At 60.5% G+C, this 16,460-nt stretch carries 15 protein-coding genes; 5 read left to right on the plus strand and 10 right to left on the minus strand.

What is annotated here, in order from left to right; genetic code table 11:
* Positions 1-57 precede the first annotated feature (57 nt).
* The 3 genes from AC07OV_RS07525 to gnd are packed head-to-tail and all read right to left on the minus strand — an operon-like array spanning position 58 to position 3,382.
* Positions 58-882, minus strand: coding sequence for an HAD family hydrolase (locus AC07OV_RS07525; RefSeq protein WP_176997767.1), 825 nt, complete (start codon positions 880-882; stop codon positions 58-60).
* On the minus strand, positions 879-2,402 hold the full coding sequence (gene zwf, locus AC07OV_RS07530; protein WP_176997768.1) for a glucose-6-phosphate dehydrogenase: 1,524 nt from the start codon (positions 2,400-2,402) through the stop codon (positions 879-881). The genes AC07OV_RS07525 and zwf overlap by 4 nt, the downstream gene beginning before the upstream one ends.
* The gene (gene gnd / locus AC07OV_RS07535; RefSeq protein WP_176997769.1) at positions 2,399-3,382 is read right to left on the minus strand and encodes a phosphogluconate dehydrogenase (NAD(+)-dependent, decarboxylating); all 984 of its coding nucleotides are present in this window, start codon (positions 3,380-3,382) and stop codon (positions 2,399-2,401) included. The genes zwf and gnd overlap by 4 nt, the downstream gene beginning before the upstream one ends.
* 272 nt (positions 3,383-3,654) lie before the next feature.
* Here gnd and AC07OV_RS07540 point away from each other — a divergent pair, with 272 nt between their 5' ends.
* The 4 genes from AC07OV_RS07540 to AC07OV_RS07555 all read left to right on the plus strand — a co-directional run bounded on the left by AC07OV_RS07540 (position 3,655) and on the right by AC07OV_RS07555 (position 8,467).
* Entirely contained in the window at positions 3,655-3,831 is a 177-nt protein-coding gene (locus AC07OV_RS07540) for a DUF6026 family protein (protein ID WP_176997732.1), read from the plus strand.
* A 162-nt stretch (positions 3,832-3,993) separates the two neighbouring features.
* Positions 3,994-5,736, plus strand: a complete 1,743-nt coding sequence (locus AC07OV_RS07545; RefSeq protein WP_494998772.1) for a phosphoethanolamine transferase CptA — start codon at positions 3,994-3,996, stop codon at positions 5,734-5,736.
* A 129-nt stretch (positions 5,737-5,865) separates the two neighbouring features.
* Entirely contained in the window at positions 5,866-8,103 is a 2,238-nt protein-coding gene (locus tag AC07OV_RS07550) for a TonB-dependent siderophore receptor (RefSeq protein ID WP_495091932.1), read from the plus strand.
* A gap of 142 nt (positions 8,104-8,245) precedes the next feature.
* The gene (locus tag AC07OV_RS07555) at positions 8,246-8,467 is read left to right on the plus strand and encodes a hypothetical protein (RefSeq protein ID WP_176997772.1); all 222 of its coding nucleotides are present in this window, start codon (positions 8,246-8,248) and stop codon (positions 8,465-8,467) included.
* 89 nt (positions 8,468-8,556) lie between these two features.
* Here the strand turns inward: AC07OV_RS07555 and AC07OV_RS07560 are convergent, their stop codons facing one another.
* The 4 genes from AC07OV_RS07560 to AC07OV_RS07575 form a co-directional block, all read right to left on the minus strand.
* A complete protein-coding gene (locus tag AC07OV_RS07560; RefSeq protein ID WP_176997773.1) occupies positions 8,557-9,048 on the minus strand; it encodes a GNAT family N-acetyltransferase in 492 nt (163 codons plus the stop codon).
* Between the two features lie 150 nt (positions 9,049-9,198).
* A complete protein-coding gene (zapE, locus tag AC07OV_RS07565) occupies positions 9,199-10,320 on the minus strand; it encodes a cell division protein ZapE (protein WP_495091933.1) in 1,122 nt (373 codons plus the stop codon).
* 15 nt (positions 10,321-10,335) lie between these two features.
* Positions 10,336-10,671 carry a nuclear transport factor 2 family protein gene (locus AC07OV_RS07570; protein WP_176997775.1) on the minus strand — a complete coding sequence of 112 codons (336 nt, stop codon included), beginning with the start codon at positions 10,669-10,671 and terminating at the stop codon, positions 10,336-10,338.
* 51 nt (positions 10,672-10,722) lie between these two features.
* Positions 10,723-11,439, minus strand: coding sequence for a helix-turn-helix transcriptional regulator (locus AC07OV_RS07575; protein WP_494998776.1), 717 nt, complete (start codon positions 11,437-11,439; stop codon positions 10,723-10,725).
* A 159-nt stretch (positions 11,440-11,598) separates the two neighbouring features.
* On the opposite strand from AC07OV_RS07575, the gene AC07OV_RS07580 reads away from it, so the two are divergent.
* Positions 11,599-12,645, plus strand: a complete 1,047-nt coding sequence (locus AC07OV_RS07580) for an aldo/keto reductase (RefSeq protein WP_176997777.1) — start codon at positions 11,599-11,601, stop codon at positions 12,643-12,645.
* Positions 12,646-12,692: 47 nt separating this feature from the next.
* Here the strand turns inward: AC07OV_RS07580 and pepN are convergent, their stop codons facing one another.
* From pepN to AC07OV_RS07595, 3 genes are read right to left on the minus strand one after another with little or no spacing between them, the layout of a single operon-like run.
* Positions 12,693-15,350, minus strand: a complete 2,658-nt coding sequence (gene pepN, locus AC07OV_RS07585) for an aminopeptidase N (RefSeq protein ID WP_495091934.1) — start codon at positions 15,348-15,350, stop codon at positions 12,693-12,695.
* Positions 15,351-15,363: 13 nt separating this feature from the next.
* Positions 15,364-16,194: a DUF2797 domain-containing protein gene (locus AC07OV_RS07590; RefSeq protein ID WP_495091943.1), complete on the minus strand. Its 831-nt coding sequence runs from the start codon at positions 16,192-16,194 to the stop codon at positions 15,364-15,366.
* A complete protein-coding gene (locus AC07OV_RS07595; protein WP_176997779.1) occupies positions 16,191-16,451 on the minus strand; it encodes a YeaC family protein in 261 nt (86 codons plus the stop codon). Before AC07OV_RS07595 ends, AC07OV_RS07590 begins: the two co-directional genes overlap by 4 nt.
* Positions 16,452-16,460 lie beyond the last annotated feature (9 nt).

Raw genomic sequence — 16,460 nt, forward strand, 5'->3', positions numbered from 1 at the left:
TGTAACTTCCGCCCGTGGATTAAACGGGCGAAAGTTCAGTGTTAGTGCGTAAGGATTTTATTGCGCAGTGAGAATAAAACGCTCGATGGCCTCTGCCGCGCCGTCCTCGACGTTACTGCCGGTCACAACATTGGCTTGGCGTTTAACCGTTTCTTCGGCTTGGCCCATGGCAATCGACAATCCGGCCACATGAAACATCGCCGGGTCATTGCCGCCATCACCAATTGCCATGGTTTGCTCAAGCGGCACGCCAAGGTGCGCCGCCAATGTCTTCAGCGCCTCCCCCTTGTTGGCCAGCATGGCGGTCACGTCCAGATATACCGGCTGTGAACGCGACACCTGCGCCAGGCCTTGCACCTTGGGTTGCAACTGCGCTTCGAGCTCGACCAGCAACTGGGTGTTGTTGCTGGCCGCGACGATCTTGTCGACGCGATCCAGGTACGGCTCGAAACTCTCGACCACGCGCGGTCCGTACCCCAGGCCATCCGCTTCGCGCTTGACCATCGGGCCAGGCGGATCACGGCGCAGCCATTCCCCATCAGCAAACAGCCAGACTTCCACATCGGATTCCGGTGTAAACAGCGCCAACGTCACCAACGCCGCTTCTGCCGGCAGGTAATGGGCGACGAGCACGCTGCCGTCGGGGTTGATCAGGGTGCCGCCATTGAAACCCGCCACCGGCACATCGATGCCAAACGCCTCGACCATCTGCAACATGGCACGCGGCGGTCGCCCGCTGGCCAGGCTGAAGAACACCCCGGCGTCGCGCAGGGCGCGCACCGTGTCGAGGGTGCGCTGGCTGGGCGTGTGATCGGGGTGCAACAGGGTGCCGTCCATGTCACTCAGCACAAACCGGATGGGATGGATCGCTGCGTCACTCATCCGAGACTGTGCCAGGTACGGCCATCGCGGGCCAGCAACGCATCAGCGGCCGCCGGGCCATCTTCGCCCGCCTTGTAGGCCTGGATACCGTCGTCTTCCTTCCACGCATCGAGGAACGGCTGCACCGCACGCCAGCCGTTTTCGATGTTGTCGGCACGCTGGAACAAGGTCTGGTCGCCGGTCATGCAGTCGTAGATCAGGGTTTCGTACCCTGTCGACGGTTGCATCTCGAAGAAGTCCTTGTAGTCAAAACCCAACTCGATATTGGCCATTTCCAGGGTCGGCCCAGGCTTTTTCGCCAGCAGGTCGAACCACATGCCTTCATTGGGCTGGATCTGGATTTTCAGGTAGGTGGGCTTGAGCTCGTCCACATCGGTATCGCGAAACTGTGCGTACGGCGCGGGCTTGAAGCAAATCACGATTTCGGTGTCGCGGATGCTCATGCGCTTGCCGGTGCGCAGGTAGAACGGCACGCCGACCCAACGCCAGTTGTCGATCATCACCTTGAGCGCCACGAACGTCTCAGTGCTGCTGTCCGGCGCCACGTTGGCTTCTTCGCGGTAACCGGGCAGTTGCTTGCCACCGATTTCACCCGCGGTGTACTGGCCGCGCACCGAGTTCGCCCGGGCGTCTTCCAGCGACCATGGCCGGATCGCACCGACCACCTTGGCCTTTTCACCGCGCACCGCATCGGCACCAAAGGCCGCAGGCGGCTCCATGGCCACCATTGCGAGCAGTTGGAATAGGTGGTTTGGCACCATGTCCCGCAGCGTGCCGGTCTTCTCGAAGAAATTGCCCCGGGTTTCCACGCCGACGGTTTCGGCGGCGGTGATCTGCACGTGATCGATGTAATGGTTGTTCCAGAACGCTTCGAACAACACGTTGGAGAAACGGCTGATCAGGATGTTCTGCACCGTCTCCTTGCCCAGGTAATGGTCGATCCGGTAGATCTGCTTCTCGCTCATCACCTTGAGCAGGCAGGCGTTGAGCGCCTCTGCGGTGGCCAGGTCGGAACCGAAGGGTTTTTCGATGACCACGCGGCGAAAGCCGTCTTCGGTTTCCGCCAGCAAGCCAGCGCTGCCCAAGCGCTGCACCACTTCACTGAAGAAGCGCGGTGCAGTGGCCAGATAGAACACGGCATTGCCGGTGCCGCTGTCGGCGATTTTCTTGCCGATGTCGACATAGGTGCTGTCGTCGAGGAAATCACCCTCGACGTAGCTGATGCCTTTCGCCAACTGCGCCCATATTTCCGGGTCCAGGGCGTTCTCGGCATTGCCGCGCACCTTGCTCGCGGCCTCAGTGCGAATGAAGTCTTCGAGCTTCTTGGCGAAGTCGGCATCGCTGATGGCGTTGTGATCAACGCCAACAATGCGCAGGCCATCGCCCAGCAGCCCGTCACGGCTGAGGTTGTACAGCGCCGGCATGAGCAGGCGCTTTACAAGATCACCATGGGCACCAAACAGAAACAGTGTGGTGGGCGGAGCAGGTTCGGCCTCTGGTTTCTTGCCGTTGGCGGTCATTTTTTTGAAGTCTCCACATGGCCGCCAAAGCCGAAGCGCATGGCAGAAAGCATTTTGTCACCGTAGGTGCTCTGCTGGCGCGAACGGAAACGGGCAAACAGCGAGGTGGACAGCACCGGTACCGGCACCGCTTGCTCCATCGCCGCTTCGATGGTCCAGCGGCCTTCACCGCTGTCAGCCACGGAGCCGGAGTAACCGTCGAGTTTCGGATCGGTGGCCAGGGCGTCGGCGGTCAGGTCCAGCAGCCAGGACGACACCACGCTGCCACGGCGCCACACTTCGGCGATGTCGGCCACGTTAAGGTCAAAGCGCTGGTCTTCCGGCAGGTTGTCCGAGTTCTTGGTCTTGAGGATGTCGAAGCCTTCGGCGAACGCCTGCATCATCCCGTACTCGATGCCGTTGTGGATCATCTTGACGAAGTGCCCGGAACCGGCTGGGCCAGCATGGATGTAGCCTTGCTCGGCACGCGGGTCGGCGCTGGCGGAACGGTCCTTGGTGCGCGGGATGTTACCCAGGCCTGGTGCCAGGCTCTTGAAGATCGGGTCGAGGCGCTGCACGGTCTCGGTGTCGCCACCGATCATCATGCAGTAGCCACGCTCCAGGCCCCACACGCCGCCGGAAGTGCCGACGTCGACATAGTGCAGGCCCTTTTGCGCCAGGGCTTTGCCGCGACGTACGTCATCCTTATAGTTGGTGTTGCCGCCGTCGATGATCACGTCACCGTCTTCCAGCAGCTCGCTCAGTTCATTGATGGTGTCTTCGGTGGGTGCGCCAGCGGGCAGCATGACCCAGACAGCGCGAGGCTTTTGCAGCCCGGCCACCAGGGCTTTCAGGTCGGAAACGCCCGTGGCGCCCTCTTCGCTCAAGCCTTTCACAAACGCTTCGTTACGGTCGTATACAACGGTGGTATGCCCATTGAGCATCAGGCGCCGCGCAATGTTACCGCCCATGCGGCCTAGTCCGATAATCCCCAGTTGCATGTGCTGATGCTCCTAACTACTAAATAAATGTGTGACATAGTTTATAGCGCAATGAGGCTAATGAGGGTTAGTCCAGAGCGGATACGTGGAGTTTCATGACAAAAAAGTTGCCATCGTTTCACCATCACTGCACCAAAAGTCACACGACCATCAAAAATAAAAAAGTTCCATTGCCACACAAAAGAATTCAGAATTGCTTCCGACTGCTGCCGAGAACCTCGACTCAAGCGTTCTGGCACACCGCGACACACCGGCTATTTGCGAGGTAAGCAATGACCACTGCACAGATGACCCGTCCGCCACAGACCCTCTACGTCACTATCCGTCGCGATGAGTTGCGCCAGTTGAAAGACGAGCGCGATCAGCTGCAGCAGGAAGTCATGCGCCTGCGCTCATACCTGCAAGCCCAGCTCGAACAGCCTTCCGGTTCGCAGCCTGCACTCTGCTAAACCCCGCCGTCAGAGGTTTGTAAGGTAATCACCACATAAATCTCACGAAGTTTTCACACCCCTGTCACGATACTCCTGCCCGAAGGGCCACCCCATGCAAGGGTGGCCTCTGTTGCGTGCACCCTTGCGCGTCAGCTGAGAATTTTTGGGTTGGAGCGCTGGATGGCGATGTTCAAACGCAGCACCACGTCTGCGAAAGGTTTTGATTGGGCCGGCCTCGGCTGGATGTTCCTGTTCTTCTGGTACTTCTCGGGTATTACCCAACTGCTTATCCAACTGACCGGCACTTCCGGCTTCAGTGGTTTTCGCCAAGCATTCTTCATGAGCGCGTTGTGGCTGGCGCCGATGCTGTTGTTCCCGCGCCGCACCCGTTTGCTCGCCGCCTTGATCGGCATGGTGCTGTGGGCCTGCTCCATGGCCAGCCTGGGTTATTTCTTTATCTACCAGCAGGAATTTTCGCAAAGCGTCATCTTCATCATGTTCGAGTCGAACATCTCTGAAGCCGGCGAGTACGCGACTCAATATTTTGCCTGGTGGATCGTCCTGGCGTTCATCGCCCATACCGCCATGGCGGTGTTCCTGTGGAGCCGCTTGCGCCCGGTGTACTTGCCGCGCGGCCAGTCTATGCTCGCGGCGGCAGCGATTGTTTTGGCCGTGGTGGGTTACCCGCTGGTCAAGCAGATCGCTACCAGCGACACCATGGAACAGGCCATCGACCGCTTCGAAACCCGCATCGAACCTGCCGTGCCTTGGCAGATGATCGTTGCCTACCGCCGCTACACCGAACAGTTGGACAACATGCAAGGCATGCTGACCAGCGCCAGCCAGATCCCGCCTCTGAAGAACCTCAAAGACACCATGGCCGGCCAGCCGTCGACCCTGGTGCTGGTGATCGGCGAATCCACCAACCGCCAGCGCATGAGCCTTTACGGCTACCCACGTAACACCACGCCGGAACTGGACAAGCTGCGCGACCAACTGGCGGTGTTCGACAACGTCATCACCCCGCGCCCCTACACCATTGAGGCGCTGCAACAGGTGTTGACCTTCGCCGACGAAGAAAACCCGGACCTGTACCTCAAGACGCCGTCGATCGTCAGCGTAATGAAGCAGGCCGGCTACAAGACGTTCTGGATCACCAACCAGCAGACCATGACCAAGCGCAACACCATGCTCACGACCTTTTCCGAACAGGCTGACGAGCAGGTGTACCTCAACAACAACCGCAACCAGAACGCGCGCCAATACGATGGCGATGTCATCGAGCCGTTCTCCAAAGCCCTGGCCGACACGGCCGAACGCAAGTTCATCGTGGTGCACCTGCTGGGTACGCACATGAGCTACCAGTACCGTTACCCGCCGACCTTCGACAAGTTCACCGACCGCCAGGGCGTGCCAGCCGGTATCAGCGACGAGCAGTTGCCGGTGTACAACAGCTATGACAACGCGGTGCTGTACAACGACTTTGTGGTGTCGAGCCTGATCAAGGATTACGCCAAGACCGACCCCAACGGCTTCCTGCTGTACCTGTCCGACCACGGCGAAGACGTGTACGACTCGGCGGGCCACAGCACCCTGGGGCGTAACGAAGGCAAACCAACGGCGCCGATGTACACCATTCCGTTCATGGCCTACGCATCGCCGAAATGGCGCGAAACCCATGACTGGAGCTTTGCCAGCGATTTGCAGCGCCCTTACAGCAGCTCGCAATTGATCCACACTTGGGCCGACCTGGCCGGGCTGAGCTTCGATGAATGGGACCGCAGCAAGAGCCTGGTCAACGACAGCTTCAAGCCGCGACCGCTGATGATCGGCAACCCTTATGAACGCCAGCAGAAAGGCCTGATCGATTTCAGTCTGATCAAGCCGAAGAAGGCTGATGCATCAGAAGTCGTCCTCAAGTAACCGCGGCGCTTGGTAACAGAAAGATAACAATCATTCTCGTTTAAACCTAAAGTTCCCCGCCTCCTTTCGTCTTTGAGCCAAGGCCTTTCTTTCCTGGAAGGCCGCAAAGACGACAAGGAGTCTGCCGCGATGTTCGCGCCTTTTACCCGTTCCATGACGATCTCCCTGAGCCTGGCCGGCGCCCTGCTGAGCCCGGACCTGCTGGCCGAAACCGACCCTGAACACGCCCCGGCCAAAGCGCTGGAGCTGGGCAGCACCAACATCACCGCCGAAGGCCTGGGCGCCATCACCGAGCACACCGGCGCCTACACCACCGGTGTCATGAGCACCGCCACGCGCCTGAACCTGTCCCTCAAGGAAACCCCGCAATCCGTCTCGGTGATCACCCGCCAGCAGATGGACGATTTCAACCTCAATACCCTGACCGACGTGCTGCGCCAGACCACCGGGGTCACCGTCCAGCACCTGGATTCGGACCGCGCCGGCTACTCTTCCCGGGGCTATTCGATCAGCAACTACCAGGTCGACGGCATGCTCAGCACCTTTGGGCGCATGAAGTCGGATGCCGACACCATCATCTACGACCGCATTGAGGTGGTGCGAGGCGCCACCGGCCTGACCACCGGCGCCGGCGACCCATCGGCCACGGTCAACATGATCCGCAAGCGCCCCACCGCACAGTGGCAGGCCAAGACCGGCGTGAGCGGTGCCAGCCATGACAACTATTACAGCTACGTGGATGTGGGTGGCCCCCTGGCCTTTGACGGGCGACTGCGCGGGCGTACGGTGCTGGCGTACCGGGACAGCCAATCGTTTCGCGACAACTATGCGCTGCAACGGGAAGTGGGCTACGGCATTCTTGAAGGCGACCTGACAGACGACACCGTGCTGGCTGTAGGCTTCGACTACCAGAACAAGCATGTGCAAGGCACCTCGTGGGGCACCCTGCCCTACTGGAACAGCGACGGCAGCAAGGCGCGGCTATCACGTTCGGCCAACATGGCGGCTGACTGGAGTTCCTGGCCGCTCAAGGACAAGACCACCTTTGCGTCGATCGACCACCGGCTGTCCCCGGACTGGCGCTTGAAAGCCGCCTACACCCACCGGCAAAGCGACACCGACGGCAAGGTCTACTACGGCGGCGCCGGGTTCCCCAACCCGGATGGCAGCGGAATGACCGCCTGGGCCAGCCAGATGGTGGGCACCTCGAAAATGGACGTGGCAGACTTCAGCCTCACCGGCACCTACGCGCTGCTCGGGCGCGAGCATGAACTGATGGTGGGCTACGGCGAGTCCGAACAGCGCGACAGCGCACCGTACCAGCGCAACGGCATGCCCGCCGGCTACCTGACCATCGAAGACTGGCGGCACATGGGCGGCATCGGCAAATTCGCCGACCGCACCACCGGCCTCAAGGGCGCGCACAGCAGCAAGACCCAGAAAGCCGGCTACCTCGCCACCCGCCTGAGCCTGACCGAGCGCCTGCACGCGGTGCTCGGCAGCCGTTATGGCAGTTGGGAGATCGAGAGTGTCGAGCCCGCGTACAACAGTAACAACCAGTTGAGCAGTTCCAGCAAAACCAGCCAGACCCACAACGACATGCTCACGCCCTATGCGGGCCTGCTCTACGACATCACGCCCGAGTACACGGTGTACGCCAGCTACACCGATATCTTCAACCCGCAGGACGAGCGCGATGCCAACCGCAAGTACCTGGAACCGGTGGTGGGCAGCAACTACGAGGTTGGTCTCAAGGGCAGCCTGCTCAACGAACGCGTGAACCTGGCCACTGCGTTCTTCTGGAGCACCCAGGACAACGTTGCCGAACTCGACAGCACAGCGCAACCGGACAAGGACACCGGGGAGCAGTTCTACAAATCCGGCGGCAAAGGCACCAAGGTGCAAGGGTTTGAAGCGGAAGTGTCAGGGGAAGTCATGAGGGACTGGAACCTCACGGCGGGCTACACCTACACCCACTCGCGCAACGGCGATAACACGCGCGCCAACACCGCCCAGCCGTTGAACCTGTTGAAGGTCTCCACCGCTTACCGCCTGCCGGGAGAATGGCGTGCATTGACAGTGGGTGGCGCAGTGAACTGGCAGAGCGACTTCTATGATTTTGCCGAGCGCCCTGTCGGTGGTCGCGACGCCGATGGCTACCTGCTCACCGAGTCCACCAAGATCACCCAGCAGGCGTACACCGTGGTCAACCTGATGTCGCGCTATCAATTTGACGAGCACTTATCGGCATCGCTTAACGTTAATAACCTATTTGATAAAAAATATTACGAGCGCGTCGGTTTTTACAATGGCGTGTATTGGGGAGAACCGCGCTCCGTCACGCTTGCACTGGATTGGAGGCTTTAACCCCACGACCGGAAGTTAACGAAATCGTTAACTTCCGGGTGCGTGTGCGTTAATTCCCACTTAATAAGGTCACCCCACAATCGCCCCATGAATCTGATCAAGGACAGAGCGGATACCGATCACTCTTAATGGGAACACTGCCATGAAACTCTCCACCTTGATGCTCGCCAGCCTGATGACCCTGACCTCCGTCGCCGCCTTTGCAGAAGGCGGCTCAGAGCGCTCGAAGGAGTTCTACAACAACTTCACCTTCGTTCAGCAGAAGCTTCACGGCACTACCGATCAAACGGCCATCGCCGATGGCAAGAGCATGAAAAAAGACAGTGCAGATCAATCCAGCACCGAGCAACAACCGAACTCCTGATTTAACCGCACTACCCTCTGCCATTCCGCTCCTATGGCTAAGGTCTACTTGGCGCCACTAAGTGGCGCCTTTTTTTTGAGTGTTATTTATTAAAGCGGCTTATTCCAGAACAACATGCGGCCGTAGGCGGGATCAAACTTGGAATCATCGAAACCAAACTTACGATAAGCGGCCTGAGCCACCTCATTACCCTCCAGCACTTCCAGGGTGATCTTGCAGCAACCGCGTTGACGGGCGATTTCCTCGACCTTCTGCAACATTTTCTGGCTCAGCCCCAGGCCACGAAATTTATCCATCACCACCACATCGTGGACGTTGACCAGCGGGCGACAAGCGAAGGTGGAAAACCCCTCGAAGCAATTGATCAACCCAGCCGGCTCACCGCCGACAAACGCCAGCACGCTGAATGCATGGGGGCGCTTGGCCAATTCAGCGGGTAATTGCTGCAACAGGTCGGCCGGCAAGGCATGGCCGCCACCCATGGGGTCTTCTGCATAGTGGTTGAGCACCAGCCCGATAGCATCGGCGTGCACAGTGTTGGTGTAGCTGGCTTGCAGCACCAGAATGTCTGGGGTGTCCATTGCCTTCCTCGATAACGACAACCAGGGAGTCGGTTCCCTTGAAGGGGCACGATTGTAAGCGTGGAGTCGGCAGTAGATGAAGGAGATTAACTACAAATAGCCGTCAGAAAGTGCGAAAGCTGGGCGTATCAAAAAAGCACATTGTGCAGTTCAAATCGACTTTTCCGAGGCCCCGAAGCGCTGTAGCTGCATCTCTTGCAGGCGGCTCAAGGTGCGCCGGAACGCAAACTCCAGATAGCCTTCGGTATAGAGTTTTTCCAGCTCGACCCTGGCCTCGATGAACAGCGGTACCTTGCGGTCATAACACTCGTCCACCAACGCAATAAAACGTCGCACGCTGTCATCGTGCACCGACAGCTCCGGCAGTTCACGGTCGCCGGCCACCACTCGCTGGGCGCCGTCCTCGGTACCCCGGGCAATCCGGCCCGGGCGTTTTTGCGCACTCAGGTTGGGCATTTCCCCCAACAGGATCGCCTTGAACCGGTCACACACCAACATGAAGTCCATGGCCGCCAAGGGTTGCTCGCACAGGTCGGCGTAACGGCACCACAGCACTGAGTCGCTGGCCTGCACAACCGTGATCGTGCGATAGCCGACAGTGACCGGCCCGCTGCTCACAGCCTGGCCTTGGGTCAGTTGCTGGAATACCGTGGCGAGAGCGTCCGGGCCGTTCACCCAATAACGCTGCACGCCCAGCCCCGGATGCAGGCGGTGGTCTTCATCACCGTCGACCGCCACTACCTGCATATGCTGCTTGATGGCCGCGATCCCCGGCAGGAAGCGCTCGCGGTTGAAACCGTCGGCGTACAGCTGGTCAGGCGGTTGGTTGGAGGTACAGACCATCACTACGCCTTCGTCGAACATCACCTGGAACAAGCGACCGAGGATGATCGCATCGCCGATGTCGTTGACGAACAGCTCATCGAAACACAGCACGCGCACCTCTCGGCTCAACTCGCGGGCCAGCGCCTGCAGTGGATCCTGGATGCCCGTGAGCTGGAACGAACGCTGGTGCACCCAGCCCATGAAGTGATGAAAGTGCTGACGCCGCGCGGGCACCCGCAGGCTTTGGTAGAACTGGTCCATCAACCAGGTCTTGCCCCGCCCCACCGGCCCCCACAGGTAAACCCCGTTGATCGGTGAGCGCCCTTGGTGCAAGGCCTCATGGCAGGCTTGCAGGGCCTGCACCGCCCGGCGCTGGGCGTCGTCGGCAACGAAGCCCTGCTGGGTCATGGCGTGTTGGTAAGCGGCGAGCGGGGAGTCGAAAGTCATGGGCGCCAGTATGGCTTACAGGGAGATGTCCAGTCGCGAAATCTTGCCCTGCTCGTTCAGGCGAAAGGTGTAGCGCAACTCCAGCGGGCTGCCGGGAAAATTGCCGGAGACCACGTTGCTGACCAACACTTTGCCGGTGCGATGCTGCACGTTGAGCACTTCAACCCGTGGCTGGTAACGGCGGCCCGTGTCCTCCATCCAGCGTGCAATGGCGGCTGTACCGACCTGATGCTCGCCCTCGTCGAACACATTGGCATCGTCGGCAAAACACTGGGCAATGGCTGAGGTGTCGCGTTTATTGGTCGCCGCTATATAGGCCACGATGGCCGGGGCCAATTCGGGAAGGGACATGGCATTGCTCCTTTTTGATGATTTATGACGCCATGCTAAGCCAGGGTTGTGTCAGTTTTTGTCAGGAGTAAAGGGGCCGTTCTGCTGCTGTTCCATCAGCTTGCGCCAGCCCCGCAACAGGTCGCTGCGCCGCCCCGGGTAGCGCTCACCGGTAGCGTCGGCGGCGGCCACCCGGTCGGTGCGAAAGGTGCGATAGGCACCGCGCAATTCACACCAGGCCACAATCACACGCACCTCATTGAGAAAGCCCAGGGCCAACGGCCACACCAGGCGCTGGCTCTGGGATTGGCTGGCGTCTGCATAGTCGATATGCAGCTTGGACTGGTCGCGAATGGCTTCGCGGAAAACGTTGAGCGGCACGCGGTTCTCCGGGTAGCCAAAACCCGGCGGGCCGGGCAGCAACGTCGGGTTGCGCAGGGCTTCCTGGGCGGCGGGATCAAGCACATCGGCGATCTTCGCCAGCGCATTCGCGGCGGCACGGCTCAGCACGTCATCGCCGCGTTGGTCCACATAGCGCAAGCCGAGCACGATGGCCTCGGTTTCCTCGGCGTTCAGCATCAATGGCGGCAGGAACAGCCCACTGCGCAACACATACCCTACCCCGGCCTCACCGAAGATCGGCGCACCCAGGGCGGTCAACTCGGCAATGTCGCGGTACAGCGTGCGCTCGGACACTTCCAGTTGTTCGGCCAATACGGCGGCCGTCACCGGGCGTTTTTTGCCGCGCAGGGCCTGGAGCAACGTCAGCAATCGTGTAGTACGTGACACGGTGATCCCGCCGAGAAGAAAAACGTGTCGCAGCTTATCAGAGCGCCCTGTCAAAAAATGTCAGCAGCAAAAAAGCCCCTTGACCGAATAAATTACCGCGATCATATTATTTAAATGTCACCAGACATTTAAACAACACCTGAGCGTCAAGGAGTGTGTATGCGCAACAAAGTTTTTGGCCGCCGCAGCGGTCTCCAGGTCTCGGAACTGGCACTGGGCACGGGGAATTTTGGTACAGGCTGGGGGCATGGCGCCGAGCGTGACGAAGCCAAACAGATGTTCGATGGCTACCTTGAGGCCGGCGGCAACTTCCTCGATACCGCCAACGGCTACCAGTTCGGCCAGGCGGAAGTATTGCTGGGCGAGTTTATCGCCTCCGAGCGTGACAACCTGGTGGTCGCCACCAAATACACCCTGCGCACCCAACCGGCCGATGCCGACACGATCAAGCTCGGCAACAACCGCAAGAACATGGTGCGCGCCGTCGAAGAGAGCCTCAAGCGCCTGAACACCGACCACATCGACCTGCTCTGGGCGCACATGAGCGACAACGTCACGCCGATGGAAGAGATCCTGCGCGGCTTCGACGACCTGGTGCGCGCAGGCAAGATCCACTACGCCGGCCTGTCCAACTTCCCCGCTTGGCGCATTGCCCGCGCCGACCTGCTGGCGGAAGTGCGCAACTTTTCTCCGATCATCGGCATCCAGGTGGAATACAGCCTCGCCGAACGCACCGCCGACCGCGAATTGCTGCCGATGGCCGAAGCCCTGGGCCTGGCTGCCACGCTGTGGTCACCACTGGGAGGCGGTTTTCTGACCGGCAAGTACCGTGAAAGCCAGGGCGATAACCGCGCCAACAAACTTGGGATGCTGATCCACGCCGAAAAAAGTGCCCGCGAAACGGCAGTGCTCGACACCTTGCTGGCAGTGGCCGCCGAGCTGGACGCCACGCCCACCCACGTCGCCATCGCCTGGCTGCGCGAGAAGGCCCGACGCTCCACCACCGCGCTGATTCCGATCCTCGGCTCGCGCACCCGCGCTCAGCTGGACGCCACCCTCGGCGCCCTGAATGTGGTGTTATCCGCCGAGCAGGTGGCGCGCCTGGATACCGCCAGCGCGATCCCACTGGGCGTACCCCACGGCATCATCGCCGAGCGTTTCCCGGTCGACAACCTGCTGGACACCCCACGGCCACCGGTTATTTGAGGCAAAAAAAACGGCCCGAACGGGCCGTTTTTCATTACACGGAATGCTTAGGCAAGGCTCTTGCTGACCACCTCAAACACATCGCTGGACAGCTCACCCGAGCCACGAATGCGCTCCAGTTCGGCCTTCATCAAGGCCTGGCGCGCAGCGTCGTATTTGCGCCAGCGGGTCAGCGGCGCCAGTTGGCGCGAGGCGATCTGCGGGTTGAACCCGTTCAACTGGATCACCAGGTCCGCCAGGAAGCGATAGCCCGAGCCGTCGGCCGCATGGAAGTTGATCAGGTTCTGCCCGGCGAATGCGCCCACCAGTGCCCGTACCTTGTTCGGGTTCTTGATGTTGAACGCTGGGTGCTCCATCAACGCCTTGACCCGTGCCAGCCCGCCCGGCAACACACTGCCGGCCTGCACGCTGAACCATTGGTCCATGACCAGCGGGTTGTCCTTGAAGTTCTCGGCAAATACCGCCAGGGCCTGGGCTTTTTCCGTCTCGAACGGCGAATTCACCAGCACCGCCAGTGCCGTCAGGCGCTCGGTCATGTTGTCGCTGGTGTCGAACTGATCCAGGGTGGCGGCCAACACTTCAGGCTTGCCACTGAGCATCAGGTAAGACAGCGCGATGTTCTGCAAGGCGCGACGGGCAAAGTGCTCGGCAGCGGCCACGTACGGGGTCGTCTTCGACAGTTCGCGATTGGCCTGGTAACGCAGCCACAAGCCTTCGAACAGCTGATCGGCCAATTGCTTGCGAGCGAACTCGCGGGCGGTATGAATCGCTTCTACATCCGCCACTTCGCTGATTTCGGTGAGGTAGGCTTCGCTCGGCAGCGAGAGCATTTCGGCAACCATCGCCTGGTCCAGCGACTCATCACTGAGCACCGTGCGCAATGCGTCGATCAGGCGCTGGTCCAGCTTCAGCGGCTGGCCGGCCTGATGGTGGCCGATCAGTTCCTGCAACACTTGCACCGACAGTTGCTGGCCCGCATCCCAGCGGTTGAAGCCATCGCTGTCGTGCTGCATCAGGAACATCAGTTGGTCGCGGTTGTACGGGAAGCTCAGCTTCACCGGTGCCGAGAAGCCTCGCAGCAACGACGGCAACGGCTGTTCGACGATGTCGACGAAAGTGAAGGTCTGCTCGGCCTCGGTTACGGAGATCACACGGGACGTGCCACCCGCCGCCGCTTCACCGGCCAGGCGCAAGGCGATACCCGCGCCCTTGCCGTCCAGCAAGCCCAGTTCGACGGGAATCACGAACGGCAGTTTTTCCACTTTGTCCGGCGTTTCCGGGCAGCTCTGGCGGAAGGTCAGGCTGTAGGTCTTCGCCGCAGCGTCATAGGACTCGCTCACCGCCAAACGTGGCGTACCCGCCTGGCTGTACCAACGCTTGAACTGGCTCAGGTCGGCGCCATTGGCGTCTTCCATGGCCTTGATGAAATCGTCGCAGGTCACCGCCTGGCCGTCGTGACGTTCGAAGTACAGGTCGCTGCCTTTGCGGAAGCCTTCGGCGCCGAGCAAGGTGTGGATCATGCCGACCACTTCCGAACCCTTTTCATACACGGTGAGGGTGTAGAAGTTGGAGATCTCGATAAAGCTGTCCGGGCGCACCGCGTGGGCCATCGGGCCGGCGTCTTCGGCGAACTGGTGGGTACGCAGGTACGCCACGTCCTGGATACGCTTGACCGTGGCCGAGTTCATGTCGGCAGAGAAGCCCGAATCACGGAACACGGTGAACCCTTCCTTGAGCGACAGCTGGAACCAGTCGCGGCAGGTCACGCGGTTGCCCGACCAGTTGTGGAAGTATTCGTGGGCGACGATCGCCTCGACGCGCTGGTGCGCGGCGTCGGTGGCGGTTTCGGCGCGGGCCAGCACGGCGCTGGAGTTGAAGATGTTGAGGCCCTTGTTCTCCATGGCGCCCATGTTGAAGTCGTTGACCGCGACAATCATGAAGATGTCGAGGTCGTACTCGCGGCCGTAGGTTTCTTCGTCCCAGCGCATGGATTTCTTCAGGCTGGTCATGGCGTGCTGGCACTTGTCGATGTTTTCCGGCTCGACGTAGATGCGCAGCGCCACCGTGCGGTTGGTCATGGTGGTGAAGCTGTCTTCGACGCACCACAGGTCACCGGCCACCAGCGCAAACAGGTACGCCGGTTTCTTGAACGGGTCTTCCCAGGTCGCCCAGTGACGGCCGTCTTCGCCCGGGCCGCTGGCGATCGGGTTGCCGTTGCTCAGCAACACCGGGTAGCTGTGCTGCTCAGCGATCACCGTGGTGGTGAAGGTGCTCATCACGTCCGGGCGGTCGAGGTAATAGGTGATCTTGCGGAACCCTTCGGCTTCGCACTGGGTGCAGAACATGCCGCTGGACTTGTACAAGCCTTCCAGAGCGGTGTTGGTTTCCGGGTGGATTTTTACCGTGGTGTCCAGGGTAAAGGTCTCACGCTGTGGATGCACCGTCAGGTGGCTGTCGGTCAACTGGTAGTCAGCGTCGGTCAGTTCCTGGTCGGCCAGGTTCACGCTCAACAGCTCCAGCTGCTGACCATCCAGCACCAACGGCGGCAAGCCCACACCGCGCGCCGGGTTGCGGCGCATCACCAGCTGCGCGTGGACCAGGCTGTGGTCCTCGAACAACTCGAAGGTCAGGTGCGTCTCGTCGATCAGGTAGTCCGGCGCCTGATAGTCCTTCAGGTAGATCATCTTCGGTTGTTCGGTGCGCATGGATAGCATCCTTCTACTGATGCACGGCGAGCTGGTAGGCCGTGTACTTACGAATGTTGATAACGCCGGTGTCGAAGATCAGGTACTGGCCCTTGATCCCCAGCAGCGTGCCTTCGGCAATCGGGTTCTTGTCCAGGTTGAAGCTGACGATCTTGGCCGGGTACTGCTCCACCGGGTAGCGGATTTCGATCGGCTCCAGGTCGGTCACCGGCTGGATGGCCTGCAGGCCAAAACGCGCCTGCAAACCCAGCAGGCCTTCGGCGCATGAGGCGAACAACTCATCGCGCACCTGCTTGAGGTCGACAGACTGCGCATCGCCCTTGAGCAGTGCGCGCCAGTTGGTCTTGTCCGCCACCTGGCTGCGGAACAGGTCTTCGACGAAACCGGACTGTTGGCGGGTGGCCACACGCATGATCGGCAACGCCTGGCTCGCGCCCTGGTCCAGCCAACGCGTTGGCAACTGGGTGGCGCGGGTGATGCCGACCTTGATCCCCGACGAGTTGGCCAGGTAGACCACGTGATCGGTCATGCAGAATTTCTCGCCCCAGCCTGGATCACGGCACGTCCCGGCGTCGTAGTGGCAACGCTCGGGGCTCATGATGCACAGGTCACACTGGGCCAGCTTGGTCATGCACGGGTAGCAATAACCCTGGCTGAAGCTGGTCTTGGTCTTGCGACCGCAATGGCTGCAATGGATGGCGCCGAGGTATTCCAGGCGCACGTGGGTGCCGATCATGGGGTTGACCGGCACCTCGGTTTCGCCGAGGCGAAACGCGTATTGAACGGTCGGCTCACCGAGTTGCGCCGACATCTTGCTGACTGCACCACGACCGATTTCAATCAATGGATCGCATCCGACTTGAACAGGATGTTCGGCACCGGCGCCGACTTGGACGCGCATTCCTGCGGGCCCATGTAGCCGGTGCGCTCTTCTTCCGGCAGGTTCTGGATTTCCCAGGCAATCACCGCCTGCAGGGACAACTCGCGCTGTTCGGCGGTGAGCTTGCGGCCATCGGACCACTTGCCGATTTCCACGGCCAGCTTGAGGCTCTCGTAGATATCCGGGGTGATGTTTTCGATCATTTCAGCAAAAGAGGACATAAGGCTCTT

The sequence above is a fragment of the Pseudomonas sp. GW821-FHT09A09 genome (assembly GCF_059418405.1).